20 protein-coding genes and 5 pseudogenes are annotated in these 26,899 nt (G+C 74.6%); 7 read left to right on the top strand and 18 right to left on the bottom strand.

Annotated features, from left to right (window positions below):
* Window positions 1-11 precede the first annotated feature (11 nt).
* The 14 genes and pseudogenes from G7075_RS22020 to G7075_RS21195 form a co-directional block, all read right to left on the bottom strand.
* Window positions 12-1,817 (bottom strand): hydantoinase B/oxoprolinase family protein, encoded by a 1,806-nt coding sequence (locus tag G7075_RS22020; RefSeq protein WP_256378024.1) that lies wholly within the window; start codon window positions 1,815-1,817, stop codon window positions 12-14.
* A gap of 92 nt (window positions 1,818-1,909) precedes the next feature.
* Window positions 1,910-2,674: pseudogene (locus tag G7075_RS22015) on the bottom strand (hydantoinase B/oxoprolinase family protein); the annotation flags it as partial.
* A gap of 179 nt (window positions 2,675-2,853) precedes the next feature.
* Window positions 2,854-3,045: a hypothetical protein gene (locus G7075_RS21205; RefSeq protein WP_240917557.1), complete on the bottom strand. Its 192-nt coding sequence runs from the start codon at window positions 3,043-3,045 to the stop codon at window positions 2,854-2,856.
* A 485-nt stretch (window positions 3,046-3,530) separates the two neighbouring features.
* Window positions 3,531-4,898: pseudogene (locus G7075_RS21200) on the bottom strand (hydantoinase/oxoprolinase family protein); the annotation flags it as partial.
* Window positions 4,899-5,077: 179 nt separating this feature from the next.
* Window positions 5,078-5,779, bottom strand: a complete 702-nt coding sequence (locus G7075_RS11310) for a GH25 family lysozyme (protein WP_166121874.1) — start codon at window positions 5,777-5,779, stop codon at window positions 5,078-5,080.
* 83 nt (window positions 5,780-5,862) lie between these two features.
* Window positions 5,863-7,401, bottom strand: a complete 1,539-nt coding sequence (locus G7075_RS11305) for a flotillin family protein (protein WP_166121872.1) — start codon at window positions 7,399-7,401, stop codon at window positions 5,863-5,865.
* A gap of 111 nt (window positions 7,402-7,512) precedes the next feature.
* Window positions 7,513-8,010 (bottom strand): NfeD family protein, encoded by a 498-nt coding sequence (locus G7075_RS11300; RefSeq protein ID WP_166121870.1) that lies wholly within the window; start codon window positions 8,008-8,010, stop codon window positions 7,513-7,515.
* 130 nt (window positions 8,011-8,140) lie between these two features.
* Window positions 8,141-8,365, bottom strand: a complete 225-nt coding sequence (locus tag G7075_RS11295; RefSeq protein ID WP_166121868.1) for a hypothetical protein — start codon at window positions 8,363-8,365, stop codon at window positions 8,141-8,143.
* A gap of 55 nt (window positions 8,366-8,420) precedes the next feature.
* Complete coding sequence (locus G7075_RS11290) at window positions 8,421-9,320, bottom strand: carbon-nitrogen hydrolase family protein (protein WP_166121866.1); 900 nt, start codon at window positions 9,318-9,320, stop codon at window positions 8,421-8,423.
* Entirely contained in the window at window positions 9,320-9,979 is a 660-nt protein-coding gene (locus tag G7075_RS11285) for a carbon monoxide dehydrogenase subunit G (RefSeq protein WP_166121864.1), read from the bottom strand. The genes G7075_RS11290 and G7075_RS11285 overlap by 1 nt, the downstream gene beginning before the upstream one ends.
* A pseudogene (locus tag G7075_RS22010) lies at window positions 9,976-10,443 on the bottom strand (molybdopterin cofactor-binding domain-containing protein); the annotation flags it as partial. The gene G7075_RS11285 and the pseudogene G7075_RS22010, both read right to left, overlap by 4 nt.
* Window positions 10,341-12,380 carry an aerobic carbon-monoxide dehydrogenase large subunit gene (cutA, locus tag G7075_RS11280; protein WP_256378023.1) on the bottom strand — a complete coding sequence of 680 codons (2,040 nt, stop codon included), beginning with the start codon at window positions 12,378-12,380 and terminating at the stop codon, window positions 10,341-10,343. The pseudogene G7075_RS22010 and the gene cutA, both read right to left, overlap by 103 nt.
* A complete protein-coding gene (locus tag G7075_RS11275) occupies window positions 12,377-12,883 on the bottom strand; it encodes a (2Fe-2S)-binding protein (RefSeq protein ID WP_166121862.1) in 507 nt (168 codons plus the stop codon). The genes cutA and G7075_RS11275 overlap by 4 nt, the downstream gene beginning before the upstream one ends.
* A complete protein-coding gene (locus G7075_RS21195; RefSeq protein WP_240917556.1) occupies window positions 12,880-15,363 on the bottom strand; it encodes a solute carrier family 23 protein in 2,484 nt (827 codons plus the stop codon). Before G7075_RS21195 ends, G7075_RS11275 begins: the two co-directional genes overlap by 4 nt.
* Window positions 15,364-15,660: 297 nt before the next feature.
* Here G7075_RS21195 and G7075_RS11260 point away from each other — a divergent pair, with 297 nt between their 5' ends.
* Both G7075_RS11260 and G7075_RS11255 read left to right on the top strand, forming a co-directional pair.
* Complete coding sequence (locus G7075_RS11260; RefSeq protein WP_166121858.1) at window positions 15,661-16,206, top strand: 2'-5' RNA ligase family protein; 546 nt, start codon at window positions 15,661-15,663, stop codon at window positions 16,204-16,206.
* Window positions 16,203-16,592 carry a hypothetical protein gene (locus G7075_RS11255; protein WP_166121856.1) on the top strand — a complete coding sequence of 130 codons (390 nt, stop codon included), beginning with the start codon at window positions 16,203-16,205 and terminating at the stop codon, window positions 16,590-16,592. Before G7075_RS11260 ends, G7075_RS11255 begins: the two co-directional genes overlap by 4 nt.
* A 27-nt stretch (window positions 16,593-16,619) precedes the next feature.
* Here the strand turns inward: G7075_RS11255 and G7075_RS11250 are convergent, their stop codons facing one another.
* Together G7075_RS11250 and G7075_RS11245 are read right to left on the bottom strand one after the other, a co-directional pair.
* The gene (locus G7075_RS11250; RefSeq protein ID WP_166121854.1) at window positions 16,620-17,441 is read right to left on the bottom strand and encodes a methyltransferase domain-containing protein; all 822 of its coding nucleotides are present in this window, start codon (window positions 17,439-17,441) and stop codon (window positions 16,620-16,622) included.
* Window positions 17,442-17,595: 154 nt separating this feature from the next.
* Window positions 17,596-18,915: a CdaR family transcriptional regulator gene (locus G7075_RS11245; protein WP_240917555.1), complete on the bottom strand. Its 1,320-nt coding sequence runs from the start codon at window positions 18,913-18,915 to the stop codon at window positions 17,596-17,598.
* 189 nt (window positions 18,916-19,104) lie between these two features.
* Here G7075_RS11245 and G7075_RS11240 point away from each other — a divergent pair, with 189 nt between their 5' ends.
* From G7075_RS11240 to G7075_RS11230, 3 genes are read left to right on the top strand one after another with little or no spacing between them, the layout of a single operon-like run.
* Window positions 19,105-19,830, top strand: a complete 726-nt coding sequence (locus G7075_RS11240; protein ID WP_166121850.1) for a DUF2877 domain-containing protein — start codon at window positions 19,105-19,107, stop codon at window positions 19,828-19,830.
* Window positions 19,827-21,317: an FdrA family protein gene (locus tag G7075_RS11235; protein WP_166121848.1), complete on the top strand. Its 1,491-nt coding sequence runs from the start codon at window positions 19,827-19,829 to the stop codon at window positions 21,315-21,317. The genes G7075_RS11240 and G7075_RS11235 overlap by 4 nt, the downstream gene beginning before the upstream one ends.
* Window positions 21,314-22,720, top strand: a complete 1,407-nt coding sequence (locus tag G7075_RS11230; protein WP_166121846.1) for a DUF1116 domain-containing protein — start codon at window positions 21,314-21,316, stop codon at window positions 22,718-22,720. Before G7075_RS11235 ends, G7075_RS11230 begins: the two co-directional genes overlap by 4 nt.
* Here the strand turns inward: G7075_RS11230 and G7075_RS11225 are convergent.
* Window positions 22,656-23,831 (bottom strand): acyltransferase family protein, encoded by a 1,176-nt coding sequence (locus G7075_RS11225; protein ID WP_166121844.1) that lies wholly within the window; start codon window positions 23,829-23,831, stop codon window positions 22,656-22,658. The genes G7075_RS11230 and G7075_RS11225 overlap by 65 nt on opposite strands.
* A gap of 549 nt (window positions 23,832-24,380) precedes the next feature.
* On the opposite strand from G7075_RS11225, the pseudogene G7075_RS11220 reads away from it, so the two are divergent.
* Window positions 24,381-25,261 (top strand): annotated as a pseudogene (locus G7075_RS11220) (bifunctional methylenetetrahydrofolate dehydrogenase/methenyltetrahydrofolate cyclohydrolase).
* Between the two features lie 66 nt (window positions 25,262-25,327).
* Complete coding sequence (locus tag G7075_RS11215) at window positions 25,328-26,365, top strand: calcium:proton antiporter (RefSeq protein WP_371814054.1); 1,038 nt, start codon at window positions 25,328-25,330, stop codon at window positions 26,363-26,365.
* Window positions 26,366-26,449: 84 nt separating this feature from the next.
* On the opposite strand, the pseudogene G7075_RS22785 reads toward G7075_RS11215, so the two are convergent.
* Window positions 26,450-26,899: pseudogene (locus G7075_RS22785) on the bottom strand (GNAT family N-acetyltransferase); the annotation flags it as partial.

Genomic DNA, 26,899 nt, shown 5'->3' with positions numbered 1-26,899 from the left:
CCCTCGCGCCGTCAGCGGCCGGACGCCGCGACGGTCTCGGACCACCGGGTCGGGCGGCGTCCGAGCAGGGTCGCGAGGTCGGCGGGGTCGCCGACGAGGCCGTCCTCGTCGTACGCGGCGAACATCTGCACGAGGTCGTCGCGCGCCCGCGGCGGCAGGCCGGCCCCGGGTCCGGTGGCCCACGCGGAGGGCGTGACGACCCGGACCGCGACCGGACGGCCGAGCACCTCGGCGGCCTGCTCGACCATCTCGCGCGTGGACAGGGCCTGCGGGCCGGCGAGGTCGTAGGTCGCGCGGCGGCTCGCCGGGTCGAGCAGCACCTTTGCCGCGGCCTCCGCGACGTCGTCGAGCGCGACCGCGGTGAACGGCGCGTCCGGTGAGTAGGGGAGGACCACCTCGCCGGCGAGCACCTGCGGCAGGAGGTTCTCCTGGTACGCGCACGGGCGGAGGACGACGAGCGAGGCCGGCAGCCGCTCGCGCAGCACCTGCTCGGCCGCGGCCTTGCGGAGGTGGTGGGGCATGCGCCGGTCCTCGGGGTGCAGCACCGAGTGGAGGACGGCGTGGGGGAGCCCGGTCGCGGTGGCCGCGGCGGCGAAGCGGCGGGCCATCCCCACCTCGTCGGGGTGCACGTTCGGGGCCAGGTGGTAGGCGGCGCGGCACCCGGCCAGTGCGGCCTCGAGGCCGTCCCCGGTGTCGAGGTCGACCTCGGCGGGCTCGACGCCGTGCGGGGTGTCGTCCGCGCGGTCGGGGCGGACCGTCCCGCGCACCGGCACGCGGCGTCGCCGGAGGGCGGCCGCCACGGCCCGGCCGGTCTTCCCGGCCACCCCGACGACGAGCACCGGGCGGTCGTCGGCCGCCTCGGCCACGTCAGACCCAGTCGACGTCGGCCGAGGTCGCGCCGCCGGAGAGGCGGGCGTAGCCGGGCCCCGGTCGAAGAACGGCTCGGCGCCACGGGCCGCGCGGCGCCCGGCGCGCAGGGCGTCCGAGGCGACGACGTCGACCACGGGCTCGTCCTTCGTGCCGGTCGCGACGACCCCGTAGTCGCGCCGGGCGCCCTCGAACGACACCTTGCCCCAGCGCAGGTCGCGCTCGACCTCGTCGTAGGGACGCTCGAGCGGGTCACCCCACCCACCACCGCCGGTCGTGCGGATCCGGATGACCTGCCCGGCGCGCACCGGCTCGGCGTCGGCGAGGGCGTCGACGACGCGCTCGTCGGGGCCGCCGAGGTCGACGGTCACCTCGAACGGCCGGCCGGCCCTGCCGCCCTTGACGCCCCAGCAGGCGAGGATCGAGCGGTCGGCGATGGACATGAAGTGCGCGTCCCGGAGCATCCGCACGTGCTTCTCGTAGCCGAGCCCGCCGCGGTGGCGCCCAGCACCTCCGGAGTCGACGGCGAGCCCGAGCCGCTCGACGCGGAAGGGAAAACGGCTCTCGGTGAACTCGGTCGGCAGGTTCCGGCTGTCGGGCACGACGTGGATGGTGTCCTCGCCGTCGGCGTAGTAGCGCCCGCCCGAGCCGCCACCGAGCACCTCGCGCATGAGGTAGTCCTCGCCGTCGGCGTCCTGGCCGTAGACCCCGGTGTAGCGGATGGTCTCCTGGTCGGCGGGCATCCGGCCGTCGACGGCCTTGGCCACCACTCCCGCGAGCACCCCGAGCAGCCGGAGGATGACGAAGGTGCGGGCGTTGGTCGGCGCGGGGTAGATCGGCGTGAGCAGGGTCCCCTTCTCGGGGAAGCGCATCTCGATGAGCGGCACGACGCCCTCGTTGACGTCGAGCTCGGCCATCCGCTCGGGGGAGTCGGCGAGGTTGCGCAGCACGGGGCCAGCCACTTGACGAGGAAGTTGCCGCCCACGTAGTCGCCGCAGTGGTTGATCGGGCCCTTGGCCTGCGGGCCGGTGCCGGTGAAGTCGATGACGAGGCGTGGGCCGCCGTCACCGGGCCCGGGGCCGCCGGTGCTCGTCTTGGTGAGGGTGATCCGCTGGGTGTGGAGCATGGGCTCGTCGACCCCGTCGTGCTCGGCGTAGTCCTCCCAGACGTACGTGCCGTCGGGGATGCGGTCGAGCACCTCGCGCCGGTAGGTCTCGGTCGTCGCGTCGAGGATGGCGTCGAACGCCGCCTCGACGGTGTCGCGGCCGTAGCGGGCGAACAGCTCGCCGAGGCGCCGGGCGCCCATGAGGCAGGCCGAGCACTCGGCGTCGAGGTCGGCGGCCAGGCTGTCGGGCATCCGGCTGTTGCGGGTCATGATGCGCAGCGCGGCGCGGTTGGGGACTCCGTTGTCCCACAGCTTGATCGGCGGGACGGAGAGTCCCTCCTCGAACACGGTCCGGGCATTGCTGGGCATCGAGCCGGGCACCGCGCCGCCGATGTCGTCGTGGTGACCGAAGGCCTGGACGAACGCGACGACCTCGCCGTCGTGGAAGACCGGGACGGTGACGCAGAGGTCGGGCAGGTGGCCGATGCCGCCCTCGGACTCGTAGACGTCGTTGTGGAAGTAGACGTCGCCCTCGCGCATCTGCTCGACCGGGAAGTCGCGGACGACGGGGTGCACGAGCGCCGAGTACGAGCGGCCGGTGAGCTTGCGCAGCTGCCGGTCGTGGATTCCGGCGCGGAAGTCGTGGGCGTCGCGGATCATCGGGCTGCGGGACGTGCGGGCGATGGCCGTCTCGACCTCCATCTCGACGCTCGCGAGGGTGCCCTGGACGATCTCGACGAGGATCGGGTCGACGGCGGTGCCCTCGGCGGTGAGGCGGCCGCCGTGCTCGTACGCGGTGGGGAGGCCGGCCGGGTTGACCGGCGGGCTCGCGAGGTAGGCCGCGGTCTCCTCGGGGGTGCGCGGCGTGCGCGGCTCGGCGGTCATCGGGACTCCTCCTTCGTGACGACGAGGTTGCCCCAACCGTCGACGCGCACCGCGAAGCCGGGGTGCACCGGGACGGTCGAACCGAACTCCTCGACGATGGCGGGGCCGGCGAAGGTGTCACCGGCGCGCAGGTCGGGGCGCCAGAGCACCGGGGTGTCGACGGAGCCGGCCCCGGGGTCGAAGCACACCGGCCGGGTCGAGCGCTGCCCCGGCAGGCTCTCCGTGTCGGACCACCCCCGTCACGGGTGGGGAGGGGCTGGAGCTCGGGGCGGGTGATCGGGCCGACCCCGGTGACCCGCAGGTTGACCCACTCGACGCGCTGGGTGGGGTCGTCGCGGAAGTCGTAGCCGTAGAGCTGCCGGTGCTCGTCGTGGAAGCGCGCCGCCACCTCCTGGGCCCAGGCGTCGTCGACCGTGCCCGACCCGGCCGGGACGCGCACCTCGTAGGCCTGGCCGAAGTAGCGCAGGTCGACGGTGCGGACGAACTCGTGCTGCTCGGGCGTGAAGCCCTCCGCCGTCAGGGCCGCGGCACCCTTGGCGGTCAGGGCCTCGAGGATGACGGAGACCTCGGCGAGGTCGAGGGCGTCGTGGCGCGCGACGTGGGTCTGGACGTAGTCGTTGCGGACGTCGACGGTGAGCAGCCCGAAGGCGCTGAGGTTGCCCGGGTTCTGCGGCACGACGACGCCGGCGAGGTCGAGGACGTCGACGAGCCGGCAGGCCAGCAGCGACCCGGAGCCGCCGAAGGTCGTCAGCATGAAGTCGCGGACGTCGAGCCCGCGCTTGACCGAGACCTGGCGCAGTGCGTTCGCCTGGTTCCACGCAGAGATCTCGAGGACGCCTGTGGCGCAACGCTCCAGGTCGAGGCCGAGTCGGTCGGCCAGCGCCTGGAGGCCGACCCGGGCCGCCTCGACGTCGAGCGGGATCTCCCCGCCCAGCAGGTGCGGAGGGATGCGGCCGAGCACGACGTGCGCGTCGGTGATCGTCGGTTCGGTGCCCCCGCGGCCGTAGCAGAGCGGCCCCGGGTCGGCGCCCGCCGACTGCGGCCCGACCTTGAGCGTGCCCTCGGGGGACACCCACGCGACCGACCCGCCACCGGCACCGACGGTGACGACGTCGATCATCGGGATCTTGCTGGGGTAGGCCCCGACCGACCCCTCGGTGGTCAGCGTCGGCTCGCCGTCGAGGACGACGGAGACGTCGGTCGAGGTGCCGCCGCCGTCACAGGTCAGCACCTTGGGGAAGCCGGCGCGCTCGGCGATGAGCGCAGCGCCGAGGGCCCCGGCGGCCGGCCCGGACAGCACGGTGGTGATCGGTTGGTGCACGACCTCGTCGGCCGACAGCACACCGCCGTTGGACTTCATGACGTAGAACGGCACGGGCCGCCCGCCCGTGAAGCCGTCGAGGCGCTCGTGGATGTTGCGGACGTAGCGGCTGACGTTCGGCTTGACGGCGGCGTCGACGAGCGTGGTCATCGCCCGCTCGTACTCGCGGTACTCGCGCAGCACCTCGCTGCTGATCGAGACGACGGCCTCCGGGTGCTCGCGTCGCAGCACCTCGCGCATGGCCAGCTCGTGCTCGTCGTTCGCGTAGGAGTGCAGGAAGCAGACGCCGATCGTCGTGATGCCCCGGTCCCGGAAGAAGTGGGCGGCGGCGACGGCGTCGTCCTCGGAGAACGGACGCACCTCGGCGCCGGTGACGTCGAGGCGGCCGCGCACGGTGCGCACCGCGTCGGCGGGGACGATGCGGGGTGGCTTGACCCAGAAGTAGGAGTTGCCGTAGCCGTCGGGGACCGCCTGGCGGGCGATCTCGAGCATGAACTCGTAGCCCTCGGTCGTCACGAACCCCAGCCGCTCGACCTTGCCCTCGAGGAGCTTGTTCGTCGCGACCGTCGTGCCGTGCGAGACGGCCGTGAGGTCGTGCCCGGTGGCGCCCAGGGTGGCGAGGATCTTCTCGATGCCCGCGATGAACCCGTCCGCGGGGTTGGCCGGTGTGCTCGGCGTCTTCGTCGTGACGACCTCGCCCGAGTCCTCGTCGACGGCCACGACGTCGGTGAAGGTCCCCCGGTGTCGATGCCCACCCGGATCCGCCGCTGCCGCTCGGTCATGCGCTCGATCCAACCGGTCGGGCGCGGCCCCCGCGCTGGCAGATGCTGCCGACGGACCGCCCACCCGACGGCCATCCTCGCCGAACGGCGCGCGCGACCGGGGTGACCGGACGCGCGTCAGCCCGCGGCGACGACGTCGAGGTCGACCGGCCCCTCGATGCCCTCCACCGCGGCCCGGCTGCTGACCTGCCACCACGCCCAGCCGTCGTCACCCGGGCGCAGTAGGAGCCGGCGCACCCAGCGGTCCCGGTCGGCCAGCGCGTCCGGCAGCGGGTACCGCTCCTCGAACGACCCGAGGAGGTAGAGGCGCACCTGCTGACCGGTGGCCTGCTCGACGGTGCTGACGAAGGTGGTCAGCCGCTCCTGCACGACGGCTCGGGACGGACGGGCGGCGCAGTTGCCGCTCAGCTCGAGGTCGACGACCGGGGGGAGGGTCGAGGCGTCGGCGCCGACCTCGCGCAGCCGGGCGAGGAGGTTGGCCGCCTGCTCGTCGCCGTCCTTGCAGAGGGTGAAGAAGTGGTAGGCGCCGACCTCCAGGCCGGCTGCCCGCGCGCCCGCCCAGTTCGCGGCGAACCGGTCGTCGGCGAAGGTGGCGCCCTCCGAGGCCTTGACGTAGGCGGCGTCGATGCCGTCACCGGCCACGGCCGCCCAGTCGATGTCGCCCTGGTGCGCGGAGACGTCGACCCCGAGCCGCTCGCCCGCCGCGAGTGCGGGTCGGTGGTGGGGGAGGGCGTAGGTGTAGCCGGCCCACCCGGCGACGCCGAGCAGGACGACGACGCCGAGCACCGCCGCCCCCCACCGCACCACGCCCCGGACCATCGCAGCAGGCTAGTGGGGCGGGCAGTCGAGTGCGGATGTGGTCGCCGGGGCGACCACATCCGCACTCGACGCGGGATGCCTCGTCAGGCCGTCGGGCCGTCGACCGCCGGGACGACCTCCGCCGACACCGACGTGCCGGCCGGCCCGCCCGTGTACTTCTGGAGCAGCGTCTGGATGTCGATGCCCGTCGTGCTCTTGACCATCGCCATCGTCTGGGTGAGGTTGTCGGTCACCTGCTTCGGCAGGGCCGCGGCACCGTCGGTGGAGAGCACCGTCAGCTGGTCGATCGAGGCCATCGGCGCCGCCAGCTCGCGGGCCACCTGCGGCAGCACCTCGACGAGCATCTGGAGCACGGCGGCCTCGTTGTACCGGGCGAAGGCGTCGGCGCGCTTGTTCATCGCCTCGGCCTCGGCCTGACCGGTGGCGAGGATGGCCGACGCCTGCGCGTCACCCTCGGCGCGGGTGGCCTCGGACTGCGCGACACGCAGTGCCTTGTCGGCCTCACCGCGCCGGGTGCCCTCGATGGCCTCGGCGTCGGCCAGGGCCGTGCGTCGGGCCTTCTCGGCCTCACCGGTGAGCCGCGCCTTCTCGGCGTCGGCCTGGGCGGCGGCGATGCTCGCGGCCTTGCGGGCCTCGGCCTCGGCGATCGCGGCGTTGCGGGAGGCCTCGGCCTCCTGCTCGACGCGGTAGCGCTCGGCGTCCGCGGGCTTGCGGACCTCGGTGTCGAGCTGGCGCTCCTTGAGCGCGGCCTGCCGGACGGCGACCTTCTCCTGCTCGGTGAGGATCGCCTGGTCGCGGTCGGCCTGGGCGAGCGGTCCGGCCGCGGCGGCCTGGGCCTGGGCGGCGTCGGTCTCGGCCTTGATCTCGGCGGTCTTCAGCGCGAGCTGGCGCTGGCTGACGGCGATCTCCTGCTCGGCGACGATGCGCGCCTGCTCGGCGGCCTGCCGGGCGTTGGCCTCGGCGATGGCGGCGAGCTGGCCGACCTTGGCCGACTCGGGGCGCCCGAGGTCGGAGAGGTAGGTGCCGTCGTCGGTGATGTCCTGGATCTGGAAGGTGTCGAGCACCAGGCCCTGGCCGGTGAGCGAGGACTCGGCCTCGTCGGCGACGCGCTGGGCGAACGCGGCCCGGTCACGGATGATCTGCTCGACGGTCAGCGAGCCGACGATCGAGCGCAGCGAGCCGGCGAGCGTCTCCTGGGTGAAGGTCTCGATCTCGCCCTGCTGGGTGAGGAAGCGCTGGGCCGCGGCCCGGATGGAGTCCTCGTTGCCGCCGACCTTGACGATGGCCACGCCGTCGAGGTTGAGCTTGACGCCCTGCCCGGAGACCGCCCCGCGGATCTGGACCATGATGCGGCGGCTCGACAGGTCGAGGATGTGCAGCCGCTGGACGAACGGGACGACGAAGATGCCGCCGCCCATGACGACCTTCTGGCCGGACAGGTCGGTGGACATCTCCCCGGTCTCGGGGTTCTTCACCTCCTTGCCCTTGCGCCCGGTGACGATGAACGCCTCGTTGGGGCCCGCCACGCGGTAGCGCGAGGCGATGATCAGCCCGGAGAGGACGACGAGGAGGACGAGCCCGAGGACGGCGACGAGGCCGACCGAGACGTCGAACCCGAACATGGTTCCTGACCTTTCAGGGGCGCCGGAGGCACCCCGGGTGTGGGTGGTGACTGGTGGACGCGGCGCGAGGTCCCCCGGTTCCGCGCGCCGGTGTGCGTGAAGGGAGTCGGCTCAGGCCTCGCGGCGCGACACCCGGACCGAGGTCGGGCTGAGCACGGCCGTGACGACGACCGCCGTCCCGCTGCCGAGCGGTTCGTCGGCGCGGGCGTTGAGGCGGGTGATGTGGCCGGCGGCGACGACGCTGACCATCCCGTAGCCGTCCTCGGGCACCGGCTCGACGACCGTGCCGGACAGCCCGACGAGGCCCGCCGAGCGCACCGTGGACTCGTCGCCCCCGCGCATCAGGCGCCGGCTGGCGTACCCGGCGGCCAGCGCCACGGCGACGCCCGCGACGAGGCCGGCGATGATCGCGACGGTGGCGGAGGCGCCCCCGGAGAGCACGAGCGCGCCGACGAAGCCGAAGGCGGCGAGGAACCCGGAGACCGCGAGCCCGGAGAGCAGGTCGGGGCCGATGCCGTCGAGGAAGCCGTCGACGACGTCGCCGACCACGAGCGAGACGAGCAGCAGGAGGATGCCGACGCCTCCGATGACGAGCATCGTGACCTGCATCGTGCGTCCCTCCCCGGACCTCGGCGCGGCGATGCACCCGTGGCACGCCGTCGCGGCGAGGCTACCGGGTGGCGTGCTCGGGGGGCAGGGGTCCGGGGGAACTCGGGCCGGTCGGGGGCCCGGGACCGGCCTAGAGCTTGCTGAGCCGGGTGAACGGGCTGGTGACCCGCGCACGCTCGTGACCGAAGTCGACGAGGACCGCTGCGGGCTCGATGCCGATGACGCGGCCGAGGCCGAACCGGTCGTGCGTGACCCGGTCGCCGACGGCGTAGATCTCCACGGGAGGAGCCACCGCCTGCTTGAACGGGCTGCGGGCGGAGTAGCTGGGCGGACCCGGGGGGCGTCGTGACGTCACACCGCATTGTCCCCCGAAGCCGTCGGCGACACGCCGGTGGGGGTCGACGGGTTCCTCAGGCGTGCGGGAAGGAGGTCTTGGCCGGTGCCTCGAGGTCGTCGCGGTGGCTCCGGATGAGGTCGAGGTTCCGGTCGCGCAGGTGGTCGAAGCCCTGGCCGATGTTCGAGCCGGGGGTCAGCGACGCCAGCGCCTCTGCGGGGTCGAGCCGCGCCGACACCCAGCCCTCGTGCGAGGCGGCCTTGGCGACGATGTGGCCGAGCGGGGTCACGACGTGGCTGTTCCCGAAGTAGTGCACGCCCGCGGCGTCGGTTCCGGTGGCGTTGGCGCCGACCACGTAGACGTGGTTGTCGTACGCGCGGGCCCGGGAGGTCAGCTCCCAGACGTCGGCCGAGCGCAGCAGCGCCGACGGCCGGACGATGACCTCGGCGCCCCGCACCGCCTGGATGCGGGCCAGCTCGGGGTAGTCGCCGTCGAAGCAGATGATCATCCCGATCCGGCCGAGCGCGGTGTCGACGACCGTGACGGAGTCGCCGGGGGTCACCCACCCGCCGCCCGCGACGGCCTCGGAGCAGAACGGGTGCGTCTTGCGGTACACCCCGCGGATCACGCCCTGGGGGTCGACGAGGACGGAGGAGTTGAAGACCACGTCGGGCGTCGGGCCTCGCTCGTAGGTGCCGGCGACGAGGTGGACACCCAGCTCGGCGGCGGCGTCGCAGAGCCGCTGGGTGACCGGCCCGGGGACCTCGGAGACCAGCTCCCAGAGCTCCTCGGTGGGGATGCCCGGGGTGAAGCCGGTGGTGCACGACTCGGGGAGGACGACGAGCTCGGCGCCGGTGGCCTCGACGCAGCGGCGCGTGTAGTCGATGCAGCGGTCGATGTTGCGGGTCACCGACTCGGCCGTCAGCGGGCCGGGGTGCGGGGCGACCTGGACGGCGGCGGCGGTGAAGGCGCGCATCAGGACCGCCGCCCCAGCCGCCAGCCGAGCGCGACGCCGGCGAGGGCCAGCAGCCCCCCGGCCACCGCGGCGACGACGAGGTCGCGGGCGCTCGTGCTCGCCGCCGGTCCTGCGGCCCGGCCCGTGAAGGTGGTGCCGACGGCGGGCGCGGCCGGTGCGGAGCCCGAGCCCGCGGTGCCGGCCACCAGGGCGCTCGCGGGCGCGGCGGGGAGCGCTCCGCCGCCGGCGATGTCGGCGTCGAGGGCGCTGAAGAACTGGCCGGCCATCTTGCGGGTGACGCCGGCGAGCATCCGCTGGCCGACCCCGCCGATGGTGCCGCCCACGGTCGCGTCGGCCTCGTACGCGAGGTCGGTGCCGCCGGCACCCGACGGCGTGAGGTGCACCCGGACGTCGGCGTCGATGGTGCCGGGACCGCCGGCGCCGTTGGCCTTCAGCCGCAGCGCCGACGGCTTCTCCATGTCGGTGAGGGCAACCTCGCCGGTGTACGTGCCCTTGATGGCCGCGACGCCGGCCGTGACGGTCATCGCGTACCGGTCCTCACCGACCGTGGTCAGCGCCTCGCAGCCGGGGATGCAGCGGGCGAGGACCGCCGGGTCGAGGATGGCCCGCCACACCGCGTCGGGGGCGGCGTCGAGGGTCGAGGTGCCGGTGATCTTCATGACGGACCTTCCTGCGCGGGAACGGGGTCGGTGGCGCGGGCCCGCCGCAGCTCCCAGAGCTCGGCGGGGCTGATGGGCATCGAGCGGATGGGGAAGCCCTCGGCGTCCTCGATGGCCGAGGCGATGACCGCCGACACCGGGATGGTCCCCGCCTCGCCGGCGCCCTTGAGCCCCAGCGGGTTGAGCGGCGACGGCGTCTCGAGGTGGTCGGTCTCGACGTGCGGCACCTCGGAGGCGTACGGGACGAGGAAGTCCATGAACGAGGCGTTGAGCAGCTGGCCGCCCTCGTCGTAGACCATCCGCTCGTAGAGGGCGCCGCCGACGCCCTGCGCGACGCCGCCGTGCACCTGGCCCTCGACGATCATCGGGTTGACCATGACGCCGCAGTCGTGGACGACGCAGTACCGCAGGATGCGGATCTCGGCGGTGACGGGGTCGGTCTCGACGACGGCGGCGTGCATCCCGTTGGCGAAGGTGGCCTGGGTGGGGGAGTAGAAGTCCTGGCCCTCGAGGCCCGGCTCGTCGTCGTCGGCGACCGGGGCTTGTCGGGGTCGAACGTGCCGGCGAACTGGGTGGCGGCCGCGGCGGAGGCGTCGAAGGCGTAGCGCAGCGGGTTGGACAGGACGGCGACGGTGCTCAGGCCGATGGAGGTGCCGGGCGCCCCCTTGACGGAGATGACCCCGTCCGCGATCTCGAGGTCGTCGGCGGAGACCTCGAGGGCATCGGCGGCGATGCGCAACGCCTTCTCGCGCACGACCTTCGCGGCCAGCGCGACGGCGTTGCCCGACATCACGGCGCCGCGCGAGGCGAAGGTACCGACGGCGTAGGCCATCCGGCGGGTGTCGCCCGTGGTGACGTGGACGTCCTCGAGCCGGACGCCGAGCTCGTCGGCGACGATCTGGGCCAGCACGGTCTGGTGGCCCTGGCCCTGGGTGGTGAGGCCGGTGGCGACGTTGACCCGCCCGGAGGTCTCGACCTGCACGTGGCCGCCCTCGTACGGGCCGACCCCGGTGCCCTCGACATAGCAGCCGATACCGAGGCCGACGCGCCGTCCCTCGGCGGCGGCCTGCTCGCGGTAGGCGGCGAAGTCGTCCCACCCGACGAGCGCCTTGAGCTTGGCGAGGCTGGCCGGGAAGTCGCCGGAGTCGTACTTGAGGGGCCGGCCGTCCTGGAACATCAGGCCGTGGTCGTACGGCATCTCGTCGGGCTGGATGAAGTTGCGGCTGCGGACCTCGGCGCGGTCGAGGCCGAGGTGGGCGGCGATGGCGTCCATCGTGCGCTCCATCGCGTAGCAGCCCTGAGGTCGCCCGGCGCCCCGGTAGGGCGTCACGAGAACGGTGTTCGTGTAGAGGCTCCAGAACTCGACGCGGTAGGCGCCCGGCTTGTACGGCCCGAGCAGCTGGGTGGCCGTGATGATCGGGACGATGATGCCGTAGGGCGTGTAGGCACCGTTGTCGTGCCAGAAGCGGACGTCGAGGGCGAGCAGCCGGCCGTCGTCGTCGAAGCCGACCTCGACCTCCTGCAGCTGGCCCCGCTCGTGCGCGGAGGAGACGAAGTGCTCGCGGCGGTCCTCGGTCCACTTGACGTCGCGGCCGAGCCGGCGCGCGGCCCACGGCACGAGGACCTCCTCGGGCCACGGGTGGACGATCTTGACGCCGAAGCCGCCGCCGACGTCGGGCGTGACGACCTCGACCTTGGCGAGCGGCATCCCGAGCTTGGCCGCGACGGCGGCGCGCACCCCGGTGCTGGTCTGGGTGGAGGAGTACAGCCGCAGCGACTCGTCGTCGGCGTCCCAGCGGGCGTAGACGCCCTTGCCCTCCATCGGCATGCAGGCGCTGCGCTCGATCTCGAGGTCGAGGGTGAGCCGGTTCGGGGCCGCGGCCATCGCCGTGTCGACGTCGCCGACCTCCTGGCGCAGGGTGGCCGACACGTTGCCCGGGACGTCGTCGTGCACGAGCCGGTCTGCGGCTCGGGCGTTCTCGAGGCCGACGACGGCGGGCAGCGTCTCGTACGTGACGGTGATGCGGCCGCAGGCGTCCTCGGCGACGTACCGGTCGCGGGCCACGACCATGACGACGGCCTCGCCGACGTGATTGACCTCGTCGCGCGCCAGGCAGGTGCCGGTGCGGGCGTGGGTCATCGCGGGGTGGGGGATGAGGACGGGGAGCGGCTCGGCGACCCGGCCGTCGAGGTCGTCCCACGTGTAGACCGCCTCGACGCCGTCGAGCTCCCACGCGTCGGCGATGTCGATGTCGACGACGCGCGCGTGGGCGTGGGGGCTGCGGACGAACGCCGCCTGCAGGGCACCGCGCCCGAGGTCGTCGACGTAGCGGCCGTTGCCGGTGAGGAGGCGGGGGTCCTCGCGGCGCTGGACCCGCTCGCCGACCTGGCGCGTGGTCACGCGAGCCCCCGCTCGTGGCGGATCTCGGCGGCGCGCACGACGGCCGTGACGATGTTCTGGTAGCCGGTGCACCGGCAGAGGTTGCCCGAGATGGCCTCGCGGGCCTCCTCGCGGGTCGGGTCGGGATGCTCCTCGAGGTACGCCGTGATCGTGGTGATGAACCCCGGTGTGCAGAAGCCGCACTGGAGCGCGTGGCACTCCGCGAAGGCCTGCTGCACCGGGCTGAGGGCGGACGGGTCGTTGCCGATGCCCTCGACCGTCGTGATGTCGTGGGCCTGCGCGGTGACGGCGAACATCAGGCAGGCCCGGGCCGGTTCGCCGTCGACGAGCACGGTGCACGCGCCGCACACGCCGTGCTCGCAGCCGACGTGGGTGCCGGTGAGGCCGAGGTCGTGGCGGAGGAAGTCGGAGAGCAGCCGACGGGCCGGTGCCGATGCCGTGCGGTGGACCCCGTTGACGCGCACCGTGATCGAGAGCTGCTGGTCGGTGACGGGCTCGCTCATGCCGCCCCCTCGGCCGCGGTGCCGGCCGTCTCGAGGAGGGCGCGACGAGTCAGCTCGGTGACGAGCATCCGCCGGTAGTCGGCGCTCGCGTGGATGTCGGTCTCGGGGTCGACGTGGCCGCGGACCAGCTCGGCGGCGTCGTCGAGCGGCAGGTCGCGCAGCGGGTGACCGGCGAGCGCGGGGCCGAGGTCGAGGACGTCGGGCACGGGGGTGACGGAGACGAACGAGGCGTGGGCGGTGGTGACGACGTCGCCGTCGGTGCCGAGGGCCAGGGCCACGCCGGCCAGGGCGTAGTCGCCGGACCGGCGGGCGGACTCGAGGAAGGCGGTGCGCGTGCCGGCCGGCAACCGCCCGAAGCGCACCGCGACGACGAGCTCGTCGGGCGCGAGGGTGGTCTCCAGCGGGCCGGTGAAGAACCCGTCGGCGGCGACCTCGCGTGCGCCACGGGGCCCCACGACCTCGGCCACCGCGCCGGTGAGGACGGCCACCGAGGGCATCTCGCCGGAGGGGTCGGCGTGGGCGATCGAGCCGACCGTCGTGCCTCGCGTGCGGACGGCCGGATGGGCGACGTTGCGGACCGCGGTGCGCAGCAGGGGGAGTGCGGCCACCGCCGCCTCGTGCCGCTCGAGCCCGGCGTGCCGCACGAGCGCCCCGACGCGCACCCATCCGTCGGTGACCTCGACCGTGTCGAGCCCGGGGACGCCGTTGACGTCGACGAGGTGTCCGGGGGAGGCCAGGCGCATCGAGAGCAGGGGGACGAGGCTCTGGCCGCCGGCGAGCACCTTCCCGTCGTGGCCGACCTCGCCGAGGGTCGCGACGGCCTCGTCGACCGAGCGCGGTGCGTGGTGCACGAAGGGGGCGGGCTTCACCTTGTCGATCCTGCCTCTCGGGACGGGCCCGCGGAAGGGTGGGTGCGGGCGGGTCGGGAAACGGGTGCGCCCCACCCGGCGAGGTGGCCGGGCGGGGCGCACTCGTGCGGGCTCAGGGGCGACGGTCGCGCTCCGGGTCGCGCGCGCCCCTCGACCCCGGGTAGCCCTCCTGGGCGAGGTCGTCGATGCCGTCGCTGTCGCCGTAGACGTGGTCGCCGACCGAGATCGCCGTCCCCTCGCGGTCGGTGAGGAGCTCGCGGGGGCGAGGGAGCGCGCGAGGTGCCATCCGGCCACCGTGACGATGGTGCCGAGGGCGATGCCGCTGAGGGAGAAGTCGTCGGTGATCTTGAGGGAGACGTCACCGATGCCGATGATGATGCCCGCGGCGACCGGGACGAGGTTGAGCGGGTTGCCGAAGTCGACCCCGTTCTCCTTCCAGATCTTCGCGCCGAGCAGGCCGATCATCCCGTAGAGGACGACGGTGATGCCGCCGAGGACCCCACCGGGGACCGAGAAGACCAGGGCGCCGAACTTCGGCGAGAGCCCGAAGAGGATGGCGACGGCGGCCGCCACGTAGTAGGCGGCCGTGGAGTACACGCGGGTGGCGGCCATGACGCCGATGTTCTCGGCGTACGTGGTGGTGGGCGAGCCGCCGACCGAGCTGGCGATGACCGTCCCGATGCCGTCCGCGGCGATCGCCCGGCCCATCACGGGGTCGAGGTCGTGGCCGGTCATCTCGGCCACCGCCTTGACGTGGCCGGCGTTCTCGGCGATGAGGGCGATGACCGCGGGGAGGACGAGGAGGATCGCGGCGGCGGTGAACGACGGCGCGTGGATGCCGACGACCTCCTTGCCGTCGGCGCCGACGGTCGTGCTGGGGGGCAGGCCGAACCACGCGGCGTCGCCGACCCCGGCGGTGTTCCACCGGAGGTGGGTGGTGGCCTCGGTGGCGCCGCCGAGGACGGAGGTGATCTGCCCGACCGTGTGGTCGAGGACCCAGGACAGCAGCGTGCCGAAGATCAGGGCGAGGAAGACGGCGATGCGTCCGATGAAGCCCCGGAACGCCACGGCGACGACGATCGTGAAGACCATCGTGAGGATGGCCACCCACTGGTCCTGCGGCCAGTAGGTCTTGGCCACGACGGGGGCGAGGTTGAAGCCGATGAGCATGACGACCGCGCCGGTGACGACCGGCGGGAGCACCTTGTGCAGCACTCCCGAGCCCAGGAAGTGGATGACGACGCCGACCGCGACGAGCACGACGCCGGCGACGAGGATCGCCCCGGTGACGTCGGCGGAGTCCCCGCCCTGGGCGCGGATCGCGATGACACCACCGAGGAAGGACGCCGAGGTGCCGAGGTAGCTCGGGACCTTTCCCTGCACGATGAGCAGGAAGGCGATGGTCGCGATGCCGCTCATCATGATCGCCAGCTGCGCGTTGAGGCCCATGAGCAGGGGGAAGACGAAGGTGGCGCCGAACATCGCGACGACGTGCTGGGCGCCGAGGCCCACCGTGCGTCCCCACGAGAGGCGCTCGTCGGGGGCGACGACCTCCCCGGGGGCGAGCGACTTCCCGTCGCCCTTGACCTTCCAACCGAGACCGAGCGACATGGGGAGGGACCTCTCTGCCGGTGCCGCGGCGGTGACGCGGCTCACAGGGACCGTGATACCGGGAACCTAGTGACCGTGTCCGGCGACACCCCCGGCAATGGTTGACAGCCGAACCCCTCCGCCGTTGGCAACGTCGGCCCGGAGCGATGGCCGTGGCCGGGTGGACGTGGCCTCAGGGTGCTCGGCCACGTGCGAGACGGTTCGCTGCGGCCGAGCCTGCTGCAGCAGGCTCGGCGACGCAGGACCGGCTCGGGGTCGGGGAGGCGGCTCGGACGGCGGGTCGGCGAGGATGGGGGAGTGCACAGCGTCGAGCTCGTCCTCGACCCGGCCGCCGACCAGGGGGTGCGGGCCGAGTGGGCGCGGCTGGCCGAGGCCGGGCTGCCGAGCCAGGCGTTGCACCCCAGCCCCTCGAACCGTCCGCACGTGACGGTGACGACGTCGGAGGGATGGCCGGGGCCGGACGGCCTCGCCGCCGTCCTCGCCCCGCTCGGGGTCCTGCCCCTGCCGGCGTGGCTCGGACCGCCCGTGCTGTTCGGACGTGGGCCCCACGTGCTCGCGCGGGTCGTCGTGGCGTCCGAGGCGCTGCTCGACCTGCACGCCGGGGTGGCGGCCGCGCTGGCGCCGCTCTCCTCCGAGCTCGTCGCCCCGGGCCGCTGGCTGCCGCACGTGACCCTGGCCCGGCGCCTGGCGGCGGACGCGGTCCCGGAGGCGCTCGCGCTGCTCGGCGGCGAACCGCTGGAGGTCCTGCTCGACGGCGCCCGGCACTGGGACTCGGTGGCGCGCCTCGACGAGCTGCTCACCCCGCCCCGTGCCACGTCGGACGCCCGTAGCGTCGACGGATGACGACCCAGCGCTTCGAGTTCGCGTTCGACCGCCGCTACCGCATCGCCGGCCTGCCCTTCGGGGTGCTGCCGGCCACGACGTGGGTCGAGGTGGGCGACGGCCGGCTGCGGTCGCGGTTCGGCTGGTGGCGGCTCGAGACGTCGCTCGACAACGTCGCGCACGTCGAGACCTCCGGCGGTTACTCGTTCGTCAAGACCGCCGGCCCGCCGCACCTCTCCTTCTCGGACCGGGGCGTCACGTTCGCGACCAACGGCGAGCGGGGCGTCTGCGTCGCGTTCCACGACCCCGTGCCGGCCATCGACCCGACGGGTCGGATCCGCCACCCGGGCGCCACCTTCACCGTGGCCGACCCCGAGGCGTTCGTCGTGGCCCTGCAGGTCCCCTGAGGGTCGACCGGCGAGGCGGCCTCGCCGTCAGCCCACGGCCTTCGGGGTGCACAGCAGCTCACCGTGGAGCACGGCGAACCATGCGTCGGGTGCGGCGGCCCAGCGCCGCCAGCCCGCCGCGAGGCGGTCGAGGTCGGCGGCGCACGCGAGCCCCCGCTCGAGCGCCTGCTCGGCCAGGCCGGACGTGAGCACCCGCTCGGCCCACGTGCTGCCCCACCACGCGACGTCGTCCGCGGTGGAGAAGCACCAGGCCCCGGCGGTCGACGAGACCACCTCGAGCCCGGCCGCCAGGGCCCAGCCCTTGAGGTGGCGGCCGGCGTCCGGCTCCGCGGCGTTCCCGCGGGCCACCTCCCGGTACAGGTCGAGCCAGTCGTCGAGCTCGGGCACGGCCGGGGACCAGGTGAAGGCCGAGTAGTCGGCGTCGCGGACCGCGACGAGGCCGCCGGGGCGGCAGACCCGGCCCATCTCGCGGAGCGCGGCGACGGGGTCGGTGAGGTGTTGGAGCACCTGGTGGGCGTGCACGACGTCGAACGAGCCGGCCGCGTGGTCGAGCGCGTACACGTCGCCCACGGTGAGCTCGACGTTCGTCAGGCCGGTCCGCGCGGCCGCAGCGCGAGCCTCCTCGACGACGGCCTCCGACCGGTCGGTGCCGACGACGCGGCCCGCGCCGGCCCGTCGTGCGAGGTCGAGGGTGATGGTGCCCGGTCCGCAGCCGACGTCGAGGATGCGCGAGGTCTCGGTGATGTGTGGCAGCAGGTACGCGGCCGAGTTCTCGACCGTCCGCCACCGGTGGGAGCGCAGGACCGCTTCCTCGTGCCCGTGCGTGTAGACGTCGTCGGGTGCGGTCATGGCGCGATCGTCCCACCCCCGTGCCCGGTGGCGCGTGCGGGCTCCAGCGCGGGCTCCACCACGGCCGGCTCGCGAGCCGTGCGGGTCGTTGCGGAGCCGGGTCGGCGCGGCTCGCGACCACCGGTCGGGCTCGCGAGCCGAGGTGGACGGGCGGTCAGAGGCCCTTCATCCGGTGCACCCGCAAGGCCAGGGCGAGGGTGAGCCGCAGCTGCGGGTCGGTGGTGAACGGGCCGAGCATCCGCTCGAGCTTGGCGATCCGGTAGCGCAGCGTGTTGTAGTGGAAGAACAGCCGCCGGGCGGTCTCGGCGACGTTGAGGTTGGTGTCGATGAGCACCGAGAGCGTGTGCCGCAGGTCGGCGTTCTCGGGGGAGGCGTCGGTGGCCAGCTCGCCGAGGCTCTCGGTGACGAAGCGCCGCAGGTCGGCCGAGTCGGGGACGAGGGCGAGCAACCGGTAGATGCCCAGCTGGTCGAAGTGCGCGACGCCCGAGCCGCCCTCCACCTGCCGGCCGACCTGCACGGCGGTCTCGGCCTCCTCGTACGCCCGGCGCAGGTCGGCGACCGACGACACGGTGCGCGACACCCCGACCGTGAACGTCCGCCGACCACCGCCCCCGTCGCCGCGCACGACCCGCACGAGCTCGCCGACCCGGCGCAGCACGGCCTCGGCGTCCGCGTCCTCCTCGACGGGCTGGAGGACGACGACCTCCTGGCTGAAGCCGGCGACCGCGATGGAGGTGTCGCGGGCTCGGACGGCCTGGGCCCACGCGCGGGCGAATCTGTCCTGGAGGACCCGCACCTCCTCGGCCGACCGGGTGGTCTCGGCGTCGTTCTCGTCCGTTTCGGCGACGACGACGACGAGCGGCCGGGCGACGTCCCACCCGAGCGACGCGGCGTGCGACGCGGCGTCGGCGGGCTCGCCCCCGCGCCCGGCGAGCAGGTCACGGAGGAACTCGGCGCGGTAGCGGCCCTCGACCGCGGCGACGGCCTGCTCCTTGGTGATGGCCAGCGCGGCCACCGTGGCGGCCCGCTCGAGGACGTGGACGTCGGTGGGGCTCAGGGCCGGACCGGGGGAGAAGGCGCCGAGCACGCCGAGCTCGGAGGAGCCGGCGACGATGCGCACCAGGGCGCGGGTCGGGTCGGCCGGGCCGGCGGGGTCGCGCCACCCGACGGGCTCGTCCTCGACGAGCAGCCGGCCGGTGCGGTCGAAGCACGGCAGCGCGGTGACGTCCGGGAGGTCCTCGAGGGCGCCGGCGCTCGCCACGAGCCGTCCGTCGGTCGTCGTGACGGCGGCCGCCCCGCCGTAGAAGCCCGCGACCGCCTCGGCGACCTCGGACAGGCCGCCGCCGTCGAGGACGACACGGACGAGGACGCGGTGCACCTCGTCCTCGCGCTCGAGGAGGGCCCGCTGCTGCTCGACGAGGGCGGCGAGGGCGGCCGGGTCGGACTCCGGGGAGGCGGGAGCCGGGGCTGGCAAGGTCTGTGCGTCCTTCGGCCCATCGTTGGCAACTCTGACCATCCGGCCACTGTAGTGCCGTCACTAGCGTCTCCGTATGCCCTCGCCCGCGCAGGCCCCCTCGCGCGGTCGGCTCGTGCTCCCGGGGCCCTCTCGCCCCTCACCGCCGACCTCGTCCGCTGCCCGCGCCGGCCGCTCGTCGTCCTGGGGGTGCACCGCGCGGGCGCCTACCTCGCGGCCGCCGACCGGGTCCTGCCCGTGCTCGGCCACGACGCCCTCGCGCTGCCGGGGGCCGTCCGGCTGGGGGAGCCCTGCGACCGGCTCGAGCTCGGCGTCGTGGCCGGCGACGTGGTCGTCGTCGGGGCGGGGACCCTCGCGTTCCCGGCCCTCACCGTGCGCGGCGTGCGGACCTGGCGCCCGGCCCGCGTGGCCCGGGGTGCCGTCGCGCACGCGGCGACCGGTCCGGTGCGGTCGGCGCTCGCTGGGGGATGCCCCGCCGCGCCCGACTGGCTCGCGCCGGCCGTCGTCGAGGCCCTGACGGCCACCGCACCCGAGCAGGCGGTCGGGCGCCTCGTCGGGCGGGGGCCCGGACTCACGCCGAGCGGCGACGACGCCCTCGCCGGTGCACTGCTCGTGCGTCGGGCGCTCGGGCACGTCCCGCCCCGGGGTCGCCCCGACCCGCTGGCCGCGGCCGTCCGGGCCCGGCTGCACGCCACGACGGCCGTCTCCGCGTCCCTGCTCGCCGCGGCCCTCGACGGGTGGGCCACCCCCGAGGTGGTCGCGCTCGTCGACGCCGTCGCGGCCGGTGACCTCGCCGCCACCCGCGCCGCGCTCCCGCCGGTGCTCGCCGTCGGCCACACCTCCGGGGCCGACCTCGTCGCCGGCCTCGGCGCCGCCCTCGACCCGCTCGCCGCCACCGGGAGGACCGCCGCATGACCGTCCACGTCGAGCTGCGCCGCGGCGCGTACCACGACTCGGTGAGCCTGTTGCAGGTGTCGCGCACGGTCGCCGGTGCCGCCGGGGTCGAGGCGGCCCAGGTCGCGATGGCCACCGAGCTCAACGTCGAGGTGCTGCGCGGCATGGGGTTCGAGGTACCCGGCGACGCCGGCCCGAACGACCTCGTCGTCGCCCTGCGGACCGTCGACGAGGAGGCCGTCGCCACCGGGGTCACCGCCGTCGACGACGCCCTGCGCGCGCTGTCGGCCCCGACCGGCGGAACCGGTGCCGACGACGAGGTGCCGCCGGGCACGCTCGGCTCGGCGGTCCGTCGATCCGGTGCCGGGCTCGCCCTCGTCTCCGTCCCGGGCGCCCACGCCGTCACCGAGACCTACGACGCCATCGCCGCCGGCGCCTCGGTGATGCTGTTCTCCGACAACGTCTCCGTCGAGGACGAGGTGGCGCTCAAGGAGGCCGCCGCCGCCGCCGACGTGCTCGTCATGGGTCCCGACTGCGGCACCGCGCTCGTCGGCGGTGTCGCCCTGGGCTTCGCCAACGTCGTCGTCCCCGGCCCCGTCGGCATCGTCGCCGCCTCGGGAACCGGTGCGCAGCAGGCGATGTGCCTCCTCGACGCGGCCGGTGTGGGCGTCAGCCACTGCCTCGGCGTCGGCGGGCGCGACCTCAAGGCCGCCGTCGCTGGCCGTTCCACCCGGCAGGCCCTGCGCGCCCTGGCCGCCGACGCCGCCACCGAGTGGGTGCTCGTCGTGTCCAAGCCGCCGGACGACGCCGTGCTCGACGACGTCCGCGCGGAGGCCGACGCCCTCGGCCTGCGCGTCCACTGGGCCACCCTCGGCGCCGGCCGTCCCGACCTCACCGCAGCGCTCGAGCAGGCGCTGGCCGCCGAGGGCGTCACCGTGCCGGACTGGGCTGCGACACAGGCCGACCCCGACGACCCCGGCCTCACCCGCGGGCCGTCCCTGCGCGGTCTCTTCTGCGGAGGCACCCTCGCCGAGGAGGCCCTCCTCGTCGCCGCCGACGACCTCGGGGCCATCGCGTCCAACCTCGGCCACGAGCCCGCACTCGGCCCCGACCTCACCGACCCCGGCCACGTCGTCGTCGACTTCGGAGCCGACGAGCTGACCCGGGGCCGGGCCCACCCGATGATCGACCCGACCCTGCGCACGGCGCGCATCGCCACCGAGGCCGCCGACCCCACGTGCGGCGTGCTGCTGGTGGACCTCGTCCTCGGCCACGGCGCCCACCCCGACCCCGCCGGCGAGCTCGCCGACGCCGTGCGGGCGGCCCGCGCCACCGCCCACGCGGACGGCCGTGCGTTGCCGGTCGTGGTGTCGCTCTCCGGCACCGATGCCGACCCTCAGGGCCGCGCCCGTTGCGCCGACGCCCTCGCCGCCGCCGGCGCCTCCGTGTTCCTGTCCAACGCCGCTGCCGCCCGCCACGCCGTCGCCGCCCTGGGAGCCACCCGATGACCGCCCCGCTGCACGGACTCCTCGCCGCCGACCCGGTCGTCGCCACGTCCGGTGTCGCGCTCTTCGCCGCCGCCCTGCGCGAGCAGGCCGTGCCGGTCACCGAGGTCGGCTGGCACCCCCCGATGCCCGGCACGGAGGTCGCCCTGGCCCGGGTGATGGCCGACCCGCGCCGCGAGGCCGCCAACGCCACGGCCCTGGCCCGGATGACCTCCGCCGAGGCCGTCCTCGTCGACGTCGCGCCGGCCGCCGAGGCCCTCGGCCTCGAGCGCGGCACCTTCCTGCACGCCGGCCCGCCCATCGGCTGGGACCGCGCGTCCGGGCCCCTGCGCGGCGCCCTCATCGGAGCCGTCCTCCTCGAGGGGCTCGCCGACACGGCCGAGGACGCCGAACGGCGCCTCGCGGCAGGCGAGTTCGACCTCGAACCGTGTCACCACCGTGGAGCCGTCGGACCGATGGCCGGGGTCATCAGCCCCTCGATGTGGGTCTACGTGCTGCGCGACGACGTGCACGGCAACACCTCGTGGTGCTCTCTCAACGAGGGGCTCGGCAAGGTCCTGCGCTACGGCGCGTACGGCCCCGAGGTCATCGACCGGCTGCGCTGGATGGGCGCTGTCCTCGGCCCGATCCTCCGGCAGGCCGTCCGCTCCACGGGGCCGGTCGACGTCCGCGCCGTCATCGCCCAGATGCTCCAGATGGGCGACGAGGGCCACAACCGCAACCGCGCCGGCTCGCTGATGCTCCTGCGTGAGCTGCTGCCCGGCATGATCACCGCCGACGCCCCCTCCTCCGACGTCGCCGAGGCCGTGCGCTTCTCGGGCGCCAACGAGCACTTCTTCCTCAACCTCGGGATGCCCGCCTGCAAGCTGGCCACCCGGGCGGCCGAGGGCATCCCCGGTTCGACGGTCGTCACGACGATGGCCCGCAACGGCACCGACTTCGGCATCCGCGTCTCCGGCACCGGCGACCAGTGGTTCACCGGGCCCGCGAACACCCCGGAAGGGCTCTTCCTCGGCGACTACGGACCCGACGACGCGAACCCCGACATCGGCGACTCGGCGATCACCGAGACCGGCGGCATCGGCGGGTTCGCGATGGCCGCCGCGCCGGCCATCGTCCGCTTCGTCGGCGGGGACGTTCCGTTCGCGCTGCGCGCCACCCGCCGGATGTACGAGGTGACCGTCGGCGAGCACCCGCTGTTCCAGGTTCCGGTGCTCGGGTTCCGCGGCACGCCGGTCGGCATCGACGTCACGAAGGTCGTTCGCACCGGCGAGCTGCCGCAGATCAACACCGGGATGGCCGGTCGGGTGGCGGGGACCGGCCAGGTCGGTGCCGGCCTCGTCACTCCTCCGGCGGAGTGCTTCCCGGCGGCTCTGGAGGCCCTCGCCGCTGCCGTGCCGCGCTGACCGCGTCGCTGAGGGCCGCCCCGGGCTGCCACCCGTCGGGCAGCCGGGCGAGCCGGACGACGAGCTCCAGCGGACCCGTGCCCCACGTGCGGTCGAGCAGCCAGGCCGACCCGACGACGACCGCGGTCGTCAGCAGGAGGACCGGCCAGGTGTCGTCACGGGCGCCGCCGCGCACGGCCGCCACGACGGCGAGGAACAGCACCTGCACCGTGTAGGCCGTCAGGGCCAGCCGGCCGAGCGAGAGGACGGGGTCGAGCGCGCGGATCCCCCACCGCGCCACCGCGGCCACGTCGGCGAGCGCGCACGACGCCGCGACGACGCCGGCCGCGAGGAGCGAGCCGGCAACCACCTCGGCGGTGGTCCCGGAGTAAGGCGCGGCCCCGCCGCTCGAGGCCGCGCCGAGGGCGTGCACCACACCGGCCGCCGCCAGCAGCACCGCGGCGACACCGGCCGCGGGACGCCACGCGGCGAGCCGGGGCAGCAGGAGGGCCAGGGCGAGCCCGCCGAGGGCCATCGGGAGGAAGGACACGAGCCGGTAGCTGGGGCCGGCCGCGAGCCAGTCGAGGAGGTGCCGCGCGCCGGTGCCGGTGGCCGGCCCGCCGGAGACGAGGGCGTCGCGGGCCCGCTCCGTGACGACCGGCCCGAGCACCGCCGCCCCCACGGCGAGCCCGAGCGTGAGCACCGGCAGCCGGTGCAGTGCCACGGCGAGTGGGGCCAGCACGACGACGAGCACGCCGAGGTAGGGCAGGACGACGTCGATCTGCGGGTACAGGGCCTGGAGCATCACCCCGAGGGCGACGAGCAGCAGCCCGCGCAGCGCGTTGTCGGCGACGAAGCGGACCGGGTCGGTGCCGGGTCGGGCGAGGACCAGGCCCATCGCGGCCCCGACGAGCACGGCGAACAGCGGTGCCGTCAGGTACTCGCTGAGGTCGAGGACGCCACCGACGGGGCTCAGGTGGGCGACGAGCATCGAGAGCACGGCGAGGCCGCGGGCGAGGTCGAGGCCGGGCAGCCGGGGGCCCGCCGCGCCCGGGGCGATGCGCGCGGGCACCGACACGCGTCCGCCCGAACGGTGCCGGCCGGACCGGCGGGTGGTCTGGTCGGTGCTCACGCGCTCGTCGCGTCGAGGTGCTGGAGGAGGTCGTGCGCGGCGAGCTCGACCTCCTTGTGGCGCCACTCCGACGCCCGGTAGACGCAGGCGATGAGGGCGCTGCGGTGGACCCGGCGGAAGTCACCGGCGACGAACGCGTACCGGGCCTTGGTCTCCTCGCCCGGCCCTCGGTGAGCCCGAGGTGCCAGGCGGCGTACGCGTCCCAGCCGTGCCGCTCGAGGTAGGCGTTCTGGGCCGCCGCGTCGGGCTGGACCTCGCCCCAGTCGCTGTCGAGCACGTACTGGTGGGCGTCGATGAGCGCGCGGACGTGGGCCGCGCCCGCCTCGTTCACCGCGTACTTCGCCACAGGGGTCACGCTAGTCACTCCAGCGCCATCGTGGGAGGTCAGGCCCCCGGCGTGGGGACCCATCCGCGGGCCGCCCGGGTCCGAACCCCCTGCACGGTGCCGCCCGCGAGGGTGGGTGCCGGGCGCCGGCGGGGCGGTGGAGCAGAGGGGCTGCCCCGCCGGACGTCGTCGGGGGCCGCCCCGACCGATGGAAGAATGGTGGCGTGACGGCCACGACTCTCGACGGCAAGGCGATCCTCGCGACGATCAAGGACGAGCTGCGCGCCCGCGTGGCCGCCCTCGCCGAACGCGGTGTGGTGCCGGGCCTCGGGACGGTGCTCGTCGGCGACGACCCGGGAAGCCGGTGGTACGTCGGCGCCAAGCACAAGGACTGCGCCGAGATCGGCATCCACTCGATGCGCCACGACCTGCCCTCGGGTCGACCCTCGAGGAGGTGCTCGCCGTCGTCCGCGCGCTCAACGAGGACCCCGCGTGCACCGGCTTCATCGTCCAGCAGCCCACCGGCCTCGACGAGAACGCGATCCTGTCTGCCGTCGACCCCGCCAAGGACGTCGACGGCCTGCACCCCACGAACCTCGGCTGGCTCGTCCTCGGCGAGCCCGCCCCGTTGCCGTGCACCCCCGTCGGCTGCGTCGAGCTGCTGCGCCGGTACGACGTGCCGATCGCCGGCGCCAAGGTCGTCGTCGTCGGGCGCGGCATCACGGTGGGCCGCCCGCTGGGGCTCATCCTCACCCGACGCTCCGAGAACGCCACGGTCACCCTCTGCCACACCGGGACCCGCGACCTCGCGGCCGAGGTCCGCCAGGCCGACATCGTCGTGGCCGCGGCCGGCGTCCCCGGCATCGTCACCGCCGACATGGTCAAGCCCGGTGCGGCCGTCCTCGACGTCGGGGTCTCCCGCCTCGTCGACGACGCGTCCGGCAAGGCCCGGGTGGCCGGCGACGTCGCCGACGACGTGTGGGACGTCGCGGGCTTCGTCAGCCCCAACCCCGGCGGGGTCGGGCCGATGACCCGCGCGATGCTGCTGTCCAACGTCGTCGAGGCCGCCGAGCGCGCCGCCGGTCTGCACCCGGGAAGTGGCTGAGGTGGCCGCTGCCGGAACGCATCCGGTCCTCGCCCGCACCTGGACGTTCGCCCCGTCGTCGGTCTCGTGGCCCTCGCGGCGACGTGGGGGCGCGACCTCGGGCCCGTGCTCGTCCTCGTCGTGGCCCTGCTCCTGGCGCTCGCGGTGCTCGCCGCCGTGCACCACGCCGAGGTCGTCGCGCACCGGGTCGGTGAGCCGTTCGGGTCGCTCGTGCTCGCCGTCGCGGTCACCGTCATCGAGGTCTCGCTCATCGTCACGCTGATGCTCAGCGGCGGCGACGAGGCGGCGACCCTGGCCCGCGACACCGTCTTCGCCGCCGTGATGATCACCGTCAACGGGATCATGGGCCTGTCCCTGCTGCTCGGCGCCCGGCGCTTCGGGTTCGCGAACTTCAACGCCGAGGGCACCGGTGGCGCACTGGCCACGGTCGCCGCGCTCGCCGCCACCTGCCTCGTCCTGCCGACCTTCACCACCGGGCAGGCCGGACCCGAGTTCACCGGTGGGCAGCTGGCCTTCGCGGCCGTCGCCTCCGTGGTGCTCTACGCCGCGTTCGTCGTCACCCAGACCGTCCGGCACCGCGACTTCTTCCTGCCGGTCACGGGCGAGGGCGAGGTGCTCGCCGCCGACGACCACGCCGACCCACCCACCGACCGGGAGGCCTGGACCGCGCTCGTGCTGCTCCTGCTCTCCCTCGTCGCCGTCGTGGGGCTGGCCAAGATCGAGTCACCGGCCATCGAGTCGGCGGTGCTCGCGGCCGGGCTGCCGGTGTCGTTCGTCGGTGTCGTCATCGCCCTGCTCGTCCTGCTCCCGGAGACGATCGCGGCAGCCAACGCGGCGCGGCGCGAGCGCATCCAGGTCTCGCTCAACCTCGCACTGGGGTCGTCGATGGCGTCCATCGGCCTGACCATCCCGACGCTCGCCGTGGCCTCCATCTGGGTGCCGACCCCGCTGCACCTCGGGCTCGGGGCGACCCAGATCGTGCTGCTCGCGATCACCATGGTCGTCGCGGTGCTCACCGTCGTGCCGGGCCGCGCGACACGGCTGCAGGGCACGGTGCACCTCGTGCTGCTCGCGGCCTTCCTCTTCCTGTCGATGTCCCCGTGACGGGGTGGGCCCGCCGGGCGGCAGGGTGACGACGACGTCGAGGTAGGGGCCGTCGAGCGTGGTGTCGACCTCCCACCCCGACCGTCGCAGGAGGGCCAGGAGGGGCCGGTTCTCGGCGAGGACCGTCGCCGTGACGTGGGTGATGCCGTCGGCGGACGCTCGGGACGTGACCTCGGTCAGCAGGCGGACGGCGATGCCCCGGCGGTGGTGGCTGTCGGCCACCTCGACCGCGATCTCGGCGTGGTCGGGCTGCCGGTCGGAGCGGAAGGTCTGCGCGAGGCCGACGAGGACGCCGCCGTCGAACGCCCCGACCGCCACGTGGCCGGGGCTCGCGTCGACGAGGCGTGCGAGGTCCGCGGGCGCGAGCGAGCGCACGATGCGGAAGTAGCGGCGGTAGCTCGACTCGGGCGACAGCCGCCCCAGCAGGCCGGCCACGTGGTGCGCGTCGGGCGGTCCCAGGCGGCGCACCAGGAGGGCACGGGCCGGCCGGCGGACCCACCTCGGGCAGGGCGCGGCGCCGATCTGGTGGTCCAT

It is taken from the genome of Phycicoccus sp. HDW14, assembly GCF_011383005.1.
GTDB lineage: Bacteria > Actinomycetota > Actinomycetes > Actinomycetales > Dermatophilaceae > Phycicoccus.
The sequence above is the reverse complement of the archived record's forward strand: the minus strand, read 5'-3'. Positions and strand labels throughout refer to the sequence as shown.

Coding starts and splice junctions, on each gene's coding strand:
- G7075_RS11230 (WP_166121846.1), top strand. CDS start 21,314: ATGACCGCCCCGCTGCACGGACTCCTCGCCGCCGACCCGGTCGTCGCC.
- G7075_RS11305 (WP_166121872.1), bottom strand. CDS start 7,401: ATGTTCGGGTTCGACGTCTCGGTCGGCCTCGTCGCCGTCCTCGGGCTC.
- G7075_RS11255 (WP_166121856.1), top strand. CDS start 16,203: ATGACGACCCAGCGCTTCGAGTTCGCGTTCGACCGCCGCTACCGCATC.
- G7075_RS11275 (WP_166121862.1), bottom strand. CDS start 12,883: ATGAGCGAGCCCGTCACCGACCAGCAGCTCTCGATCACGGTGCGCGTC.
- G7075_RS11300 (WP_166121870.1), bottom strand. CDS start 8,010: ATGCAGGTCACGATGCTCGTCATCGGAGGCGTCGGCATCCTCCTGCTG.
- G7075_RS11250 (WP_166121854.1), bottom strand. CDS start 17,441: ATGACCGCACCCGACGACGTCTACACGCACGGGCACGAGGAAGCGGTC.
- G7075_RS11235 (WP_166121848.1), top strand. CDS start 19,827: ATGACCGTCCACGTCGAGCTGCGCCGCGGCGCGTACCACGACTCGGTG.
- G7075_RS11285 (WP_166121864.1), bottom strand. CDS start 9,979: ATGAAGATCACCGGCACCTCGACCCTCGACGCCGCCCCCGACGCGGTG.
- G7075_RS21195 (WP_240917556.1), bottom strand. CDS start 15,363: ATGTCGCTCGGTCTCGGTTGGAAGGTCAAGGGCGACGGGAAGTCGCTC.
- G7075_RS11290 (WP_166121866.1), bottom strand. CDS start 9,320: ATGCGCGCCTTCACCGCCGCCGCCGTCCAGGTCGCCCCGCACCCCGGC.
- G7075_RS11310 (WP_166121874.1), bottom strand. CDS start 5,779: ATGGTCCGGGGCGTGGTGCGGTGGGGGGCGGCGGTGCTCGGCGTCGTC.